The sequence below is a fragment of the Alicyclobacillus fodiniaquatilis genome (assembly GCF_042678105.1).
Classification (GTDB): domain Bacteria; phylum Bacillota; class Bacilli; order Alicyclobacillales; family Alicyclobacillaceae; genus Alicyclobacillus; species Alicyclobacillus fodiniaquatilis.
Map to the genome: position 1 here is coordinate 83,927 of NZ_JBHUCX010000075.1, position 14,833 is coordinate 98,759.

The following is a 14,833-nucleotide window of genomic DNA, read 5'->3' on the forward strand; positions in this document are numbered from 1 at the left end:
ACTGCGGTATCCAACCCGCGTATATCAGACTGCCAACCGTCGACGAACCTTGCCTTCGGGCCAGGCATTTAACTCCATGGTCTCTTGACAAGAAAAAAACGAGTGGCGGTTGACGGCCTCGTTCATATCAGTTAAAGCCCCACGAAAAAACTTCATTCCTCTCTATCCGATTGTCCTCCAAATACACAAAAGCCCGAACGCTAAATACGTTCGGGCTTCAACAGGCAGGTAAATGCGGCTCTCAAAATGCTACTTCCTAATGAGCAACACACAGCACTCCACGTGGCTCGTCTGCGGAAACATATCCAGCGGCTGCATCGCTTCGACCGCATACCCATGCTCCATCAGATACTTCAAATCCCGCTGCAATGTGGCCGGATTGCAAGACGCGTAGACAATCCGCCTTGGCGCCACTTCTGCAACAGCCGCCAAGGCCGCCGGATCAATGCCTTTGCGCGGCGGATCGAACACGGCGACATCCGCACGATTGCCATCGGCGACCCATTTCGGCAGCCATGTCTCGACACTTCCGGCGACAAATTCAGCATTTTGGATGCCATTGTCCGCCTGATTGGTGCGCGCATCCGCCACAGCCGCCGCCACTTCTTCAACGCCGATGGCATGCCGCGCCGTCTGGGCCAACATCAAGGTCATTGTTCCAATGCCGCAATAAGCGTCAATGACCGTATCTTCGGGTGTCAACGCCGCATAATCACGCACCGTCGCATACATCTGCTCTGCAAGCGGTGTTTGCACCTGTAGGAACGATCTCGGCGAAACCCGAAACAAAATGCCGCCTATCCGCTCCTGCAGCATCCCGGTTCCCCGCAAGATCTCGACCGTCCGCCCCCAAACAGGCCCGCCAATTTTCGGCTGCACCGTCAGACCCACGGTCGTCACATCAGCCGCCTTGAATCGTATCAGCGCGCGCTTCAATTCAGCGCTGTTGGCGTGACTCGCGAAAACCACCAACTGCTCCCCATTCATCGCCGATTCCCGCACAATGACATGATGTACCTTTGTCGCCAACGCGCTGCCGAGTTTGGTCAAAAACGCGCAGGCGGCAACCAGCGTCTTTTGCATCGCCTGGCTCTGCAGATGACAGGAATCCGTCTCGATCATGCGATGCGATTGCGCGCCAAAGAAGCCCATTTTCACTTTCCCTGCTTCTGCATCGAACGCCACCGGCATCTGCACTTGATTGCGATAGCGGAAGGGGGACTCGCTGCCAATGATGGGGCGCACCACAGTATCCGCATCCAATCCCAGTTGTTTGGCCACCCTGGCAATGCTGCCAGCCTTCCACGCCAGTTGCGACGCATAAGCAAGATGTTGCACCTGACAACCGCCGCATTCACCAAACACAGGACATGGCGCATCCTGCCTGTCCGTTGCTGAAGTATGGCGCTCTACCAGCGCAGCCCTAGCAAAGCGCCGCTGCCGTTCGATCACGCGCACAGTCGCCTTCTCCCCAGGCAGAAGATAGGGGATAAATACAGTCAATCCCTCGACAGTGGCTACGCCATCGCCGTCGTCATTCAAGCGAACGGCTGTCACTTCATGATGCTCGCCCACTGCTACAGGGGCGTTTGTCTTCACATTTGTCATGTATATCCTCCGGTTCGATTCACAAAGCGTGCGATATGCACACCAATATCCAAAAATAAGGCGGGCTCGCACATAGATGCACGAGCCCCTCTGCTATCCATTTTGTCCAAGACGTCAATGATTCAGCCGCCAATCAATCCAACGCTTTGATCTTCTCAATCAACAGTTCGTTGACCAACGCGGGATTCGCTTTGCCGCGCGTCGCCTTCATCGCTTGGCCAACCAAGGCACCGAGCGCACGTGCTTTGCCGCCCTTGTAGTCCTCGACAGATTTCGGGTTGTTCGCCAGTACTTCATCGAGCATCGGGCCGAGTACAGACGCATCGCTGATTTGCTCAAAGCCCTTCTCCTGAATGATGGCCTTTGCAGTTTTGCCAGAGTCCCACATAAACTTGAACACTTCACGCGCCTGCTTGGACGAAATCTTGCCGCTGTCCAGTTCCTGAATCAGACCAGCGAGGTTTTCCGGCGAAATCGGTGATTGCGCAGGCGTTTTCCCCTCATTGTTCAAAGCGCCGAGCACGTCGCTCATCACCCAGTTGCTCGCCGCTTTCGCATCCACCCCAGACGCAATCACCGCTTCGTAATAAAGCGCGACCTGCGGATCTGACGTGAGCACGCCCGCATCATACACAGGCAAGCCAAGCTCCGTTTCGTAACGCGCCCGCTTTTGCAATGGCAGTTCCGGCAATGCAGCGCGAATGCCATCCAACCAGGCGTCGTCAATGTGGAGATCGACCAGATCCGGCTCTGGGAAATAGCGATAGTCATGCGCCTCTTCTTTGGAACGCATGGAAATGGTCGTTTGCGTCGCCTCATCAAAACGCCGCGTCTCCTGGACCACGTTGTCGCCATTCTCGTATGCGTCGTGTTGGCGCTGTTCCTCGTACTCCAGTCCTCGCTGCACGTTCCTGAACGAGTTCATGTTCTTCAATTCAGCCTTGTTGCCAAATTTCGCTTCGCCAACCGGTCGCAAGGAGATGTTAGCGTCACAGCGCAAAGACCCTTCTTCCATCCGGCAATCGGAGACATCACAATACTGCATGATAGATTTGAGCGCTTCGAGATACAAACGCGCCTCCTCCGGCGTGCGAATATCCGGCTCGGACACAATCTCAATCAGCGGCACACCTGTGCGGTTAAAATCGACCAAGGTGTGCGATCCATCTGTCGCATGCGTCGATTTCCCGGCATCCTCTTCCAGGTGCACGCGCGTGATGCCAATCCGCTTCCGCTCGCCATTGACGTCGATCTCGATATATCCATGTTCCCCAACCGGCTTATCGTATTGTGAGATCTGATATGCCTTCGGCGAATCCGGGTAGAAATAGTTTTTGCGGTCAAATTTCGACTGCTGGTTGATTTGACAATTGAGCGCCAAAGAAGCTTTGAGCGCCAAATCCACCGCTTCCTGATTCAAGACCGGCAATGCCCCCGGAAAGCCCATGCAAACAGGGCAGACATTCGTATTCGGCGCTGATTTGCTGTCATTTTTACAGCCGCAAAAAATCTTTGAGTTGGTCTTTAACTCGACATGGACCTCAAGGCCAATGATCGTCTCGTAGTTCACTTCGCCACCCCCAACGCTGGTGTCGGCCACGCAAAATCGCGTAGTTGTTCATACGCATGCGCCACACGCAGAATGGTCCGCTCCGCAAACGGCTTCGCCAGAATCTGCAAGCCAATCGGCAACCCGTTGGCAAACCCGCAAGGGACGCTCGCGCCAGGAATGCCAGCCAGATTGGCAGGGATGGTGTAGATGTCGTTCAGATACATCTGGAGCGGATCGTCCGCTTTGTCGCCAAACGGAAAGGCGGTGGTCGGCGTAGTCGGCATCAGAATCACGTCGCACTGCTCAAACGCCCGCTCGTAATCCTGCCGAATCAGCGTGCGCATCTGCTGAGCGCGTTTATAGTACGCATCATAGTAGCCTGACGAAAGCGCGTAGGTGCCGATGATGATACGCCGCTTGACCTCCATGCCGAAGCCTTCACTCCGCGTTTGTTCGTACATGTCGAGCAAAGCGCTCGTTTCCACACGGCGGCCATAGCGAACCCCGTCGTAACGAGCCAAGTTCGATGACGCTTCCGCTGGCGCAATCAGATAGTATGTGGCGACCGCGTACTCTGAATGTGGAAGATCGACTTCCACCACTTGCGCGCCAGCAGCCGTCAAGCTCTGGATGGCTGCGTCTGTCGCCTGCTTGATGGCTGGATCCAACCCCGCTTCGGGCAAATTGCGGACGATACCAATGCGCAAGCCTTTGACACCCATCGCCAAATCAGCAGTGAAATCTTCTGCAGGCACCTTGGCGGATGTAGAATCAAGCGCATCGTGACCGCAGATGGCGTTCATCACAATGGCGGCGTCTTCCGCCGTGTGTGTGAACGGACCGATTTGATCCAACGAAGACGCAAAAGCAATCAGCCCGTACCGAGATACACGGCCATAGGTGGGCTTCAAGCCAAACACACCACAAAATGCCGCAGGCTGCCGGATGGAGCCGCCCGTATCCGATCCGAGTGCAAACGGCACCAATCCTGCTGCGACAGCAGCGGCTGAACCACCGCTGGATCCGCCTGGCACATGCGATTCACTGTATGGATTGCGGGTTTTTTTGAAAGCCGACGTCTCCGTCGTGGAGCCCATCGCAAACTCGTCTAAGTTCGTCTTTCCCACCAAAACGCTGCCAGCTGTTTGCAATTGCTTGGTGACGGTGGCGGAATACGGCGGAATGTAGTTTTCGAGAATGCGCGACGCCGCTGTGGTCTGCATTCCCTCTGTATTGATGTTGTCCTTGAGCGCATATGGCACACCGCCGAGAGTCCCCTGCGGTTGTTGTTCCGCAGCCTTGATTGCCTGTTCCGGCGCTACGTGAAGGAAGGATTGCAGTTGAGCATCTACTTGCTCAATGGCCTGCAAGGAAGTGCGCACCCAATCTACAGCAGTCGTTTCTCGATTATGTATGGATTGCAAAATCTCTTTGACCGTATGTTTACTCATGCCGAGCCACCTCCATCAAGTACAGCTGGCACGCGGACTTGTCCATCCTCGACGTCAGGCGCATTGGCAAGCGCAGCCTCCCTGGAAAGACCTTCACGCGCAACATCCGCGCGCAATACATTGGTTTGCTCAAATGGGTGACTCGTCGGTTCGACCCCTTCTAAATCCACCTGTTGGAGCTGCTCAGCATACTCCAAGATCTCGCTCAATTGCGGCGCCAATGTAGCGCGATCCGCCTCTGACATCGCCAAGCGAGCCAGACGCGCAACATGGCTGACCGTTTCTTCCGAAATTTTCAACAGTTTGTCCCTCCTAAGCAATTCGCAAACAGAATGGCAATATGAACAGGCGCCTGCAGCGCCATATCAACGGAGATGGTTCTTTTGGGGATTATAGCACACGGGCAAACCTGCCGCCCAATCCGAATGCCCGCACAAATAGACCGCCGATGGACAGACTCGTCAATGGGCGGCAAGTTGTACAACAATGGAAGCCAACGAAAAACAAACACCCAAGAGGTAAAGGAAAGCCACGGTTTGAACCTGACTCAACCCTGATTTCATCAGCATATGGAACGTATGCCCTTTGTCAGCCAAATAAAATGGCCGATTTTCTTTAAAGCGACGCGCGACGACCCAAATCGTGTCCAAAATCGGCACGCCCAACGCAAGCACAGGTACAATGATAGACACCAAGGTCGCTGACTTGAACGCCCCATCAACGGCAATGGCCGCCAACACGTAGCCAAGGAAAGTCGCACCCGCGTCCCCCATAAAAATACGGGCTGGGTGAAAGTTGTGGCGCAGGAAGCCAATGGAACTCCCCATCAAGCAGACAGCCAAGATGGCAATGACATACTGCCCAGTCAGCAAAGCGATGAAAAACAACGTCACCGCAGAAATGGCCGCCAACCCAGAAGCTAAGCCATCGACGCCATCCAAGAAATTCATCATGTTTGTGATAGCAACAACCCAAAACACGGTCGCCAGTACCGACAACCACAGCGGAAAAGTGTAATAGGTGTGATGAAACGGATTGTTCACGCCGCTGATGCGAATCTGAAACAGAATGAGCACTACCGCGGCGATGATTTGCATCAAGAACTTCGGCCAAGCCTTAAAATCACGGCCGCGCGTTTTGTAGAAATCGTCGATCACGCCGATGCCAAAAATGACAAAGCCACCCACGGCAATGCCCCAAAATGTCTGCCCCGCATGACCGAGAAAACCAGCACTCAAGACAAACGAAACATATATTGCGAGGCCGCCCAAGAGCGGTATCGGCTCTTTGTGAATTTTACGGTGATTTGGCTTGTCGACAAAACCTGTGCGCAAGGCAATTTTGCGAATGAATGGCACCGTTGCATAGGCAAGCGCAAAAGCAACGACAAAGCTCATGACATAGTACCAATACGGAATCATGCCGAACCATATTCCTCCTATCACACAGCTCTCTCGCCATACCGTTTTTCATTATAGCAAAATAGACATCGAATTCGGATTGAAAATTTCATTGCCCCCAGCATTTTTCGAGGCATGGACAGATGTCGCCATACATAGAGATAGAAACAGGCACGGACAGGAACCTCAAAAAAGGAGGTTGGGCGTTGATGCAACCCCACGATCTGATTATCGGCTTAATTATCGCTATCCCTGTAGCATTCTTTGTTGGTCGTTATTCGAAACGCATTGCCTTTTTTCACGCACAAACCGAACAAAAATTAAGTGTATCCGAATTTCTTCGTTCTCGTGACTAGCACCAATCGCTATCTTAACGGCGAGGCAAACGGCGCCCCTATCATGGGGGCTGTCGTTTGCCTGATCGCACAAAAAGCAATCATGGCAATCAGCGCAATCCCGCCTCATCCACACATGCTAAGAACTGTTCTTCGTTGAAAATTTGCAATCCAGGATTTTTGCCAGATTCAATGAGACCTTGCGCTTTTTCCAACTTGCTGCCCGCTTTCGCGCCAGCGATGACAAAATCTGTTTTTGCACTGACACTTCCTGTGACCGTGCCGCCCAACATCTCAATCCACGTGGTCGCCGCTTTCCGCTCCACCGTTTCCAACGTCCCTGTGAGGACAACCGTTTTCCCAGTAAAGATGCTTTCCACTTTGGCGGTTTGCAACCCTTTATACGCCATATTCAACCCCAGCGCCTGTAAATCAGCAAGTAATGCCCTCGCGCCCTGCGCTTCAAAGTACTGCACAATGCTCTCCGCCATCTTCGGCCCAATTTCCGGCACCAAAACCAGTTCTTCGACAGTCGCGCTCGCCAGTCTATCCATCGTTTGAAAGGACTGCGCCAACGTCTTTGCCGCCTTTTCGCCGACAAGTCGAATCCCTAGCCCAAACAACAAACGCTCCAGTGAGTTTTGTTTACTTGCCTCGATGGCGTGCAGCAGCTTATCTGCCAATTTTTCACCCATGCGGTCCAATTGCAACATATCTTCCTTCTGCAACCGATACAAATCAGCAACGGTCTGAACCATTTCCTTGTCAAGCAGGATGGTGATCCACTGCTCACCCAAACCGTCAATATTCATGGCGTTTCGCGAGACGAAGTGTATGAGTCCCTCGCGGATCAACGCCGGACAGCTCGGATTCACACAGCGCCAAGCGGCCTCATCCGGCAGACGGCGCAACGCTTCCCCGCACTGCGGACAATGTTCGGGCATTGCAAATACAGGCAACTCGGTTTCACGCTTTTCCGGCAAAGATTTCACGACTTCGGGAATGATATCGCCCGCTTTTTGCACGATGATTCTATCCCCGACGCGAATATCCTTCTCGTGAATCAAATCCTCGTTATGTAGTGAAGCCCGAGCGACCGTCGTGCCCGCAAGCTGAACCGGATCAAACATCGCCGTTGGTGTAACCGCCCCCGTACGCCCTACGTTTAGGCCGATCTCTCGCAGCGTTGTCTCTGCTTGCTCCGCTTTGTATTTGTATGCAATGGCCCAACGCGGGCTCTTTGCCGTAAACCCAAGCTCCTGCTGTAATGCAATGTCATCCACTTTGACGACCATGCCATCTGTGGCATATGACAAGGACCGCCGTTGTTCGCTCCACGCTTCAATGTAGTCGATGACGGCGTCGATATCGCCACATTGCTGTCGCTGACCAGTAGCAGGCAAGCCGAGAGATTCCGCATATGCCAGCGCCTCGCTGTGGCTGGATAACGCGTAATCGGTCGCCTGGACAACCTGGTAGACAATGACACCCAAGCGGCGCTCCGCCGCGATTTTTGGATCCAACTGGCGCAGAGAACCCGCCGCTGCATTGCGTGGATTGGCAAACAGGGGCAATCCCTGCTGCTCGCGTTGTTCATTTAAGCGCAAAAACGATTGCTTAGGCATATATGCCTCGCCGCGAACCTCTATCGAAATCGGTTCAGACAACTGTAGCGGCACATTGCGGATGGTGCGAATGTTGGTGGTGATATCTTCGCCCACTTCACCATCCCCGCGTGTCGCTCCACGCACCAAACGCCCATTTTCATAACGCAGGGATACAGCCAATCCGTCTATTTTCAATTCACAGACATAGCGCACTTCGTCGCCAACCACCTGCCGCACGCGCTTGTCGAATTCTCTCAATTCTTCCGTCGAGTAGGCGTTCGACAGCGAAAGCATCGAAATTTCATGCTCGACCTTCACGAACCCTTCCGCCACTGCCGCGCCTACACGCTGTGTAGGAGAGACCTCCGACTGCAATTCCGGAAAGGCTGTCTCCAGTTGGATCAACTCTCGCATCAGCTCATCCCATTCCGCGTCGCTGATGGCCGGATTGTCCTCTTGGTAATAGCGGCGGTTGTGAAACTCAATTTCATTGCGCAATTCCTCGACGCGCAAAGCTGCTTCTGCTTTCGTCATGCCCACAGACGTTCCTCCAAATGCTGAAGTTAAGAATCCACTTTTGTGATTGGCGCAAATTTTGCAAACAACTTGCGCTCCCCTATCGGATCGAGAAAACGCACCACAAGTTCCAACTTATCTCCCTCGCCGCTGGTGCTGATAATTTCGCCAATCCCCCATTTTCGATGCTCTACCTGGTCTCCTGATTCATAGGAAAGAGACAAGTCTGCACCAAACGACTCCGGCATCACAATGCGCGCCATGCCACTTCTTGGTGCCGCCGTCGAGCTCGTTGGTCGGAATGATGTGCTCCAATCCGTCTTGGCACGACTGAATTCGCTCTCCTTCTCAATATCCCCTGCAGGCATCTCCGCCAGAAACCGCGAGGCGGTGAATGAGCGCCTGTCGCCGAATATCATGCGACTGGCGCATGTCGTGAGAAACAACCGCTGTTTTGCACGCGTCACCCCAACATAGCAAAGGCGGCGTTCTTCCTCCATCTCCGGTTCCGAATCCAGCGCGCGTTTGTGCGGAAAGATCCCTTCTTCCATGCCAAGCAAAAAGACGACCGGGAATTCCAAGCCTTTCGCGGCGTGCAACGTCATCATCGTCACTTCTTCGCCGCCTTCATCCTGGGCTGGTTTTCCTTTGTTCAAATCACTGTCCGCCACCAGCGCGACCTCCGTCAAAAACTGCTCAAGCGCCCCTGTCTCCCCCGACTCAGCGCCATTTTCGTCAAACTCGCGCGTCAGAGAGAGAAACTCCTCAAGGTTTTCAAGACGACTCTGTGCTTCGAGCGTCTTTTCAGCGACAAGCGCATCCCGATATCCCGAACGTGTGATGATCTCGCTGGCGATGTCGGTCAACGGCAAAAACGTCCGCTGCTGCTGCAATATGTTGACCAGTTGGACAAACCCTTCCAGCGCACTGACTGCCCGTTTTGTCACCCCCGCCGTCGTCGCGTGCTGCGCGGCGATGAACAACGAGCATTCGTGCGCGCGCGCGTATTCTTCCAGTTTATCCAAGGAACTTTGCCCAATTCCTCGCTTTGGCACATTGACGACCCGCAGAAAGGAGACGTCGTCATCCGCGTTCAGCACCAGCCGCAAATAGGCCAAAACATCCTTAATTTCTTTGCGTTCATAGAACCTGAGCCCACCGTAAATCCGATACGGAATGCCTTTTTGCAGGAAGATTTCCTCGACGACACGAGATTGAGCATTTGTTCGATACAGCACGCTCATGTCCCGATAGGCCATTCCTTTGTCATGCAACTGTTCCATCTGATTGGCGACAAATATCGCCTCGGTGCGCTCATCCGCAGCGTGGTAGAGATAAGCCTTGTCTCCCTCCAACGCATTTGTCCACAGATTTTTTTCTTTGCGCATCCGATTGTTCTGGATGACCTGGTTGGCAATCCGCAGAATCCGCTGTGTAGAACGATAGTTCTGCTCCAAGCGAATGACAGTCGCCCCCGGATAGTCCCGCTCAAAGTCGAGAATATTGCGGATGTCTGCCCCCCGCCATCCGTAAATCGATTGGTCCGAGTCGCCGACGACACATAGATTCTTGCGCTTCTCCGCCAACATTTTGACCAACATGTACTGCGCGTGGTTCGTATCTTGATATTCATCCACGTGAATGTGAGTGAACCGATTTTGGTAGTAGTTTAACGTGTCCGGCGATTCGCGAAACAACTCAACCGTTTTGAGAATCAAATCGTCAAAATCAAGCGATTGATTCTGCCGCAGTCGGCGTTCATATTCTAGATACACATCACCGACTATTTTTTCAAACAATGTCCCCGCTTTGTCGCGCACCTTCGCAGCGCCGCGCAACTCGTTTTTGTGCTGGCTGATCTCATGCTGCACCGCACGCGGTTCAAATTTCTTCACATCGATGTTCATATCCGCCATGACGCGCTTGATAACCGACAGTTGATCCGTCGCATCCAACACAGTAAATGAGGACGCATAACCAATTTGCTGGATGTCGCGCCGAAGAATCCGCGCGCAAAGCGCGTGAAAAGTGGACGTCCAAATGTCGGCGCTCATAGCCCCAACCCAGTTTTCGATCCGCTCACGCATTTCACGCGCAGCTTTATTGGTAAACGTGATGGCCAAGATAGCCCATGGCGGCACACGTCGTTCTGTAATTAAATACGCAATTCGCCTAGTCAAAACGCTCGTCTTGCCGCTTCCGGCACCCGCGAGAATCAACAAAGCTCCGTCCGTGGTCTCGACTGCCCGCTGCTGTTCTGGATTCAGTCCCTCCAGAATCGTCTGTGTACTGGCCTTCACTAAAGCCACACGCTCACACCTTCCGCTCACTTGTTTATATATCATTATATCAGCTCGTCCAACTGCAAGCGATCATTTGTTCGCATCACAATACATGGAAAATTGAAGAAGTGCGGGAAGACTCGTCGTGATCGAGAAACGAGATGATGAAATCTCGCTATTGACTCCAATTTGGAGACCTGTTATAGTGTCATTTGTCCGCTTTAAGGATTTCTTCTTCGGAATGTAGCTCAGGTGGTAGAGCGCACGGTTCGGGACCGTGAGGCCGCAGGTTCGAGTCCTGTCATTCCGACCATTGTAGCAACGACAAGGGATTATAGCATTTCGTGAACCGTGTGGTCACAGCGAGACACGGTTACACTTATCGAGACCACTTGTTTCTTGAGACAAAAAATCAAGAAGAAAGTGGTTTTTTGTTGATCAAATTTGCAATCAAAGATTTCATGGATGATCGTCAACTCAAGAATGCTTCTCCTCATACTATCCTCGGCTATCAGCGCACACTTGGAGAATTTCATCAATTTTGCGTGAACAATGAAGTAGTCGATTCTGGTGATGTGACACACTCCCTGATTAAGAGATACTTCCTTCATTGCCAATCTGAACGTGGTAACAATGCTGTAACACTCAACCACAAGTTGATCAACATACGTGCGTTTTTCAACTATGCAGAAGCGGAATTGGAACTGTACAACGAAAAAAGTAACCCCATACGCAAAATGTCACGATTCAAAACTGATGTGAAGATTGACGTATTTACCGATCACCACATTCGACAGATGCTTCTTTACTATCGCCGCTTGAAACAACGCGACAAGACATTTTACGCCTATCGTGATCCCACCATCATTGTCCTCCTGCTCGGCACTGGAATAAAGGTTGGAGAACTAGCAAATTTACGTTGGAAGGACATAGATTTCGATCACGATACCATTACAGTGTTTGGCAAGAAGCGAAGCATGCATCGCTGCTTGATGGCTGGAATGGACGTGTTCACACACCAACGACTACTCCGCCATTCCGATCTATCCATGACGCAGCGCTACTTGGCAATTTGGGGTACTGCTTTGAAAGAACAAAACGACAAGTACAACCCCTTAAATGGCATAAGTTTGTAGGAATGAGGGGCGTACACCATGTTTATCATCAAATGCACCAACTGTGGGCGTGAGCAACAATGGACAACTGGTGTGAAGGTAGCGAAGCAGAGATTCAAATCGCAGGCATGATACACTTCAATTGCAGGGCTGTCGTCACTGAAGAAGGCAAGATGTTATGGGAGATTCGCATCAAGGTGGACTGACATATTTGGACACAGCAGGGAATTCGAATCGCCCTTGCTTTCTCTCACTCTTCAACTGGATTTATCTCAAAGTCACGACACTACAACTGTTTTTTGCGCTGTATTGCCATTCTGCATATAATTGGTGATTCCTGCTAAACACGCTCAAGGACGGGCAGTGTCCGATTGGAATCACTCGCACATTAAGGATGCTGAAGGAATTCGTCCTTGGCTCCCCTCATTCAGCCGCACGCCTGCGCTGCTTTATTTTTCCGCCACGGCGTTCATACGTATCGGCAGACGACATCATGGCGTTCAAACTCTTTGCGTTTTCGTTCTCGTTCTTCAAGCAATTCCTCCCTGGACGGGACGCGCATGCCATTTCTTCTCACATTGACACCGCCTTTATTCGCTTTTCTGGTTTGCTGCGCACGTGATGAATGCGGATTTATTCATACATTTACGTCTTGTCTAAGCAACAACCCGCGAACACGCATATTCTGCGCTAGATACAGGAGGTGAAATTACATGCCCATCTTTCTCGACGCAAGAACTTCACAAAATGCAAGCTATTCTGATTCTATTTCAGTTCAACTTACCGACACACCACAACTCGTCGGTCAGATCGGATTGATTGTTACAGGTGCAGTTTCACCAATCAGAGTTCAATTAGAATGGACATTGTCTCTACAATCCAATGTAGGTATAGCGGCTGCAGTGCCTGCAGCACCTCAACAAGCTTTTCCTAGCGTAACGATCGCCATTGTTCGAGGGACGCTATCAACAGATACATTGGTATATAGTGTTAGTTATAACGCGATTACGCAGGTTATTTCTGATGTTGCTTCTGACTATAATGTTCCAGTTCCAAATTCCGGACAACTGACATACACAATGTTTGTAAGCACAAACACAACCGGTATCTTTCGAGTGGGTCCTGAAAGCTTCAATGGCGCAGCATATTCTGGTTAACTTACCCATTAACGTCCTTGACGATTGCCAGATCCCCCGTCCTTAAACGCTATACGCGCACGGATTATCGAGGGCAGGGACAGTTTGTAATTTCGTCTATGTTCTGCTTGACTTCACATGACAGTCACCACCTTGGTAAACAAAAAAGACGCCTGCTGATCGTCGTCAGCAAGCGTCTTCTCAATTGGGCCGAACACCATAATATACTGGTTTTTAGGTCGTTTACTGTTGAACTGCTGTTGAATCACTATGGTTTTACTGTTGATTTTTCAAGCATGAATCTCTTTGAGGTGTCTATCACTCTCAGCCCCAGCATCGATGACAATCACAATTTCCAAGTAACTCCACGTTGTGCAGAGGACTTTGGGATTGTTATGTTATTAGGAAACAAGTCACGAGGAGTCGGATTCAGTGTATGGCTAATAAACGACATGACACACAGCAAGGTAGGGAATTGTTAGATATTGATCAAATGTTCACGTTCATCTCAGAGCAGTCTGAAAACATTATATCTTCCTATTCTGCTGACGGCGTTTTCACTTATATCTCTCCAAATGTAACCAAGTTGCTCGGATATACACCGGATGAAGTTATTGGGAAACCTTCATCATTTTTCAGCCACCCAGAAGACACCATTGAATTAGCAAATTTCCGCAAAATGTTATCTTTAGGCCAAAAAACGGGTCGGTTTACGGGCCGTATCCGCCATAACAATGGTAAATATCGTTGGTATGAGACGACGGCACAATATATTCGCAACGAATCTGGAGAAATCATTCAAAGTATTTGGGTTGGACGTGATGTCACAGAGCGGATTGAGGCAGAAAAGAAAATAGCTCATCTCGCATACCACGATCCTTTAACTGATCTACCAAATCGTCGTTTGTTTATGAATTGTGTCAATGATGTCATACAGCAATTTAGGCAACATCGTCACGGTCTCGTCTTAATCGATTTGGATGGGTTTAAGCACGTAAATGACAATTTTGGTCATGAAATCGGAGACCTGCTTCTGATCGAAGTCGCCAAACGACTGATTAAGGTCATAGGGAAGCGGGATGTTGTGTCGCGTTTGGGTGGCGATGAGTTCACGCTCCTTCGTCAATGCATAGAAAGCTACGGGGGCTGGAATCGTCTCATTAGGCAAATAAAAGAAGTCGTCTCAGAGCCCATTATTATCGAGGACAATAAACATTACGTTACCGCAAGCATAGGTGTAGCACTTTATCCCACAGACGGAGACTCGGTTAAGACGCTTATGAGAAATGCTGATTTGGCTATGTATCGTGCTAAAAACAAGATCATCATCCCGGAGATGCATTGATGAATTGGTTGAACATAATCGATTTGCTACAGTGCGCAAACAAAAGCAGTCAGCATAAGTCGACTGCCCATTTATCGAACTGGCGCAAAGCATCCCTACGACTTGTCCGATATTCCTGTGGTGTCAATGGAACGCCATCGCGCGCCGCTTTCTCCATCGTTTCTTTTTCTGTTTTGCCAAGCACGTATTTAAACCACAGAATCGCCCACCATTCGGGATAGTATTTTTTGAGGTCATCCAACGTCTCGCCTATAATGCTCCACCGCTTGAGTAGTATCGGAAGACGCTCCCTGGCAGCCTTGATATATGCCTCACGCTTATCGCCATCCGCTCCGTCTCCGTCAACTCAAGATACTCTTCCTGGTCACCCAGGCGTTCTTTGAGTAGTCATAATGAACGAGGCCGGCCCCATTTCGTAAGCACGTGGGTTACACTGAATTTGGGATAACCAGTGCAGAGCCACAATACGAAAAGGAGCCGGTTATA

Annotated in this window: 12 protein-coding genes and 1 tRNA gene; 5 read left to right on the forward strand and 8 right to left on the reverse strand. The window is 51.1% G+C overall.

Going from position 1 to position 14,833, the window contains the following annotated elements; translation table 11 throughout:
* Positions 1 to 249 precede the first annotated feature (249 nt).
* The 5 genes from rlmD to ACFSB2_RS19255 form a co-directional block, all read right to left on the reverse strand.
* Positions 250 to 1,608, reverse strand: a complete 1,359-nt coding sequence (rlmD, locus tag ACFSB2_RS19235) for a 23S rRNA (uracil(1939)-C(5))-methyltransferase RlmD (RefSeq protein WP_377944715.1) — start codon at positions 1,606 to 1,608, stop codon at positions 250 to 252.
* Between the two features lie 133 nt (positions 1,609 to 1,741).
* A complete protein-coding gene (gatB, locus tag ACFSB2_RS19240; protein WP_377944716.1) occupies positions 1,742 to 3,178 on the reverse strand; it encodes an Asp-tRNA(Asn)/Glu-tRNA(Gln) amidotransferase subunit GatB in 1,437 nt (478 codons plus the stop codon).
* Positions 3,175 to 4,611 carry an Asp-tRNA(Asn)/Glu-tRNA(Gln) amidotransferase subunit GatA gene (gene gatA / locus ACFSB2_RS19245; RefSeq protein ID WP_377944717.1) on the reverse strand — a complete coding sequence of 479 codons (1,437 nt, stop codon included), beginning with the start codon at positions 4,609 to 4,611 and terminating at the stop codon, positions 3,175 to 3,177. The genes gatB and gatA overlap by 4 nt, the downstream gene beginning before the upstream one ends.
* A complete protein-coding gene (gene gatC / locus ACFSB2_RS19250) occupies positions 4,608 to 4,910 on the reverse strand; it encodes an Asp-tRNA(Asn)/Glu-tRNA(Gln) amidotransferase subunit GatC (protein WP_377944718.1) in 303 nt (100 codons plus the stop codon). The genes gatA and gatC overlap by 4 nt, the downstream gene beginning before the upstream one ends.
* Positions 4,911 to 5,072: 162 nt before the next feature.
* Complete coding sequence (locus ACFSB2_RS19255) at positions 5,073 to 6,032, reverse strand: MraY family glycosyltransferase (RefSeq protein WP_377944719.1); 960 nt, start codon at positions 6,030 to 6,032, stop codon at positions 5,073 to 5,075.
* Positions 6,033 to 6,220: 188 nt separating this feature from the next.
* Here ACFSB2_RS19255 and ACFSB2_RS19260 point away from each other — a divergent pair, with 188 nt between their 5' ends.
* Entirely contained in the window at positions 6,221 to 6,367 is a 147-nt protein-coding gene (locus tag ACFSB2_RS19260; RefSeq protein WP_377944720.1) for a hypothetical protein, read from the forward strand.
* Between the two features lie 89 nt (positions 6,368 to 6,456).
* On the opposite strand, the gene ligA is transcribed toward ACFSB2_RS19260, so the two are convergent.
* Both ligA and pcrA read right to left on the reverse strand, forming a co-directional pair.
* Positions 6,457 to 8,487, reverse strand: coding sequence for an NAD-dependent DNA ligase LigA (gene ligA / locus ACFSB2_RS19265; protein ID WP_377944727.1), 2,031 nt, complete (start codon positions 8,485 to 8,487; stop codon positions 6,457 to 6,459).
* A gap of 29 nt (positions 8,488 to 8,516) precedes the next feature.
* Positions 8,517 to 10,769: a DNA helicase PcrA gene (gene pcrA / locus ACFSB2_RS19270; RefSeq protein ID WP_377944728.1), complete on the reverse strand. Its 2,253-nt coding sequence runs from the start codon at positions 10,767 to 10,769 to the stop codon at positions 8,517 to 8,519.
* Between the two features lie 219 nt (positions 10,770 to 10,988).
* Between pcrA and ACFSB2_RS19275 the strand changes: the two genes are divergently transcribed.
* The 4 genes from ACFSB2_RS19275 to ACFSB2_RS19290 all read left to right on the forward strand — a co-directional run bounded on the left by ACFSB2_RS19275 (position 10,989) and on the right by ACFSB2_RS19290 (position 14,347).
* Positions 10,989 to 11,064 (forward strand) — tRNA-Pro (locus ACFSB2_RS19275).
* Positions 11,065 to 11,212: 148 nt separating this feature from the next.
* Complete coding sequence (locus tag ACFSB2_RS19280) at positions 11,213 to 11,887, forward strand: tyrosine-type recombinase/integrase (protein ID WP_377944729.1); 675 nt, start codon at positions 11,213 to 11,215, stop codon at positions 11,885 to 11,887.
* Between the two features lie 692 nt (positions 11,888 to 12,579).
* Positions 12,580 to 13,023, forward strand: coding sequence for a hypothetical protein (locus ACFSB2_RS19285; protein WP_377944721.1), 444 nt, complete (start codon positions 12,580 to 12,582; stop codon positions 13,021 to 13,023).
* 415 nt (positions 13,024 to 13,438) lie between these two features.
* The gene (locus ACFSB2_RS19290; RefSeq protein WP_377944722.1) at positions 13,439 to 14,347 is read left to right on the forward strand and encodes a diguanylate cyclase domain-containing protein; all 909 of its coding nucleotides are present in this window, start codon (positions 13,439 to 13,441) and stop codon (positions 14,345 to 14,347) included.
* A 49-nt stretch (positions 14,348 to 14,396) separates the two neighbouring features.
* Here the strand turns inward: ACFSB2_RS19290 and ACFSB2_RS19295 are convergent, their stop codons facing one another.
* A complete protein-coding gene (locus ACFSB2_RS19295; RefSeq protein WP_377944723.1) occupies positions 14,397 to 14,588 on the reverse strand; it encodes a hypothetical protein in 192 nt (63 codons plus the stop codon).
* Positions 14,589 to 14,833: the final 245 nt, after the last annotated feature.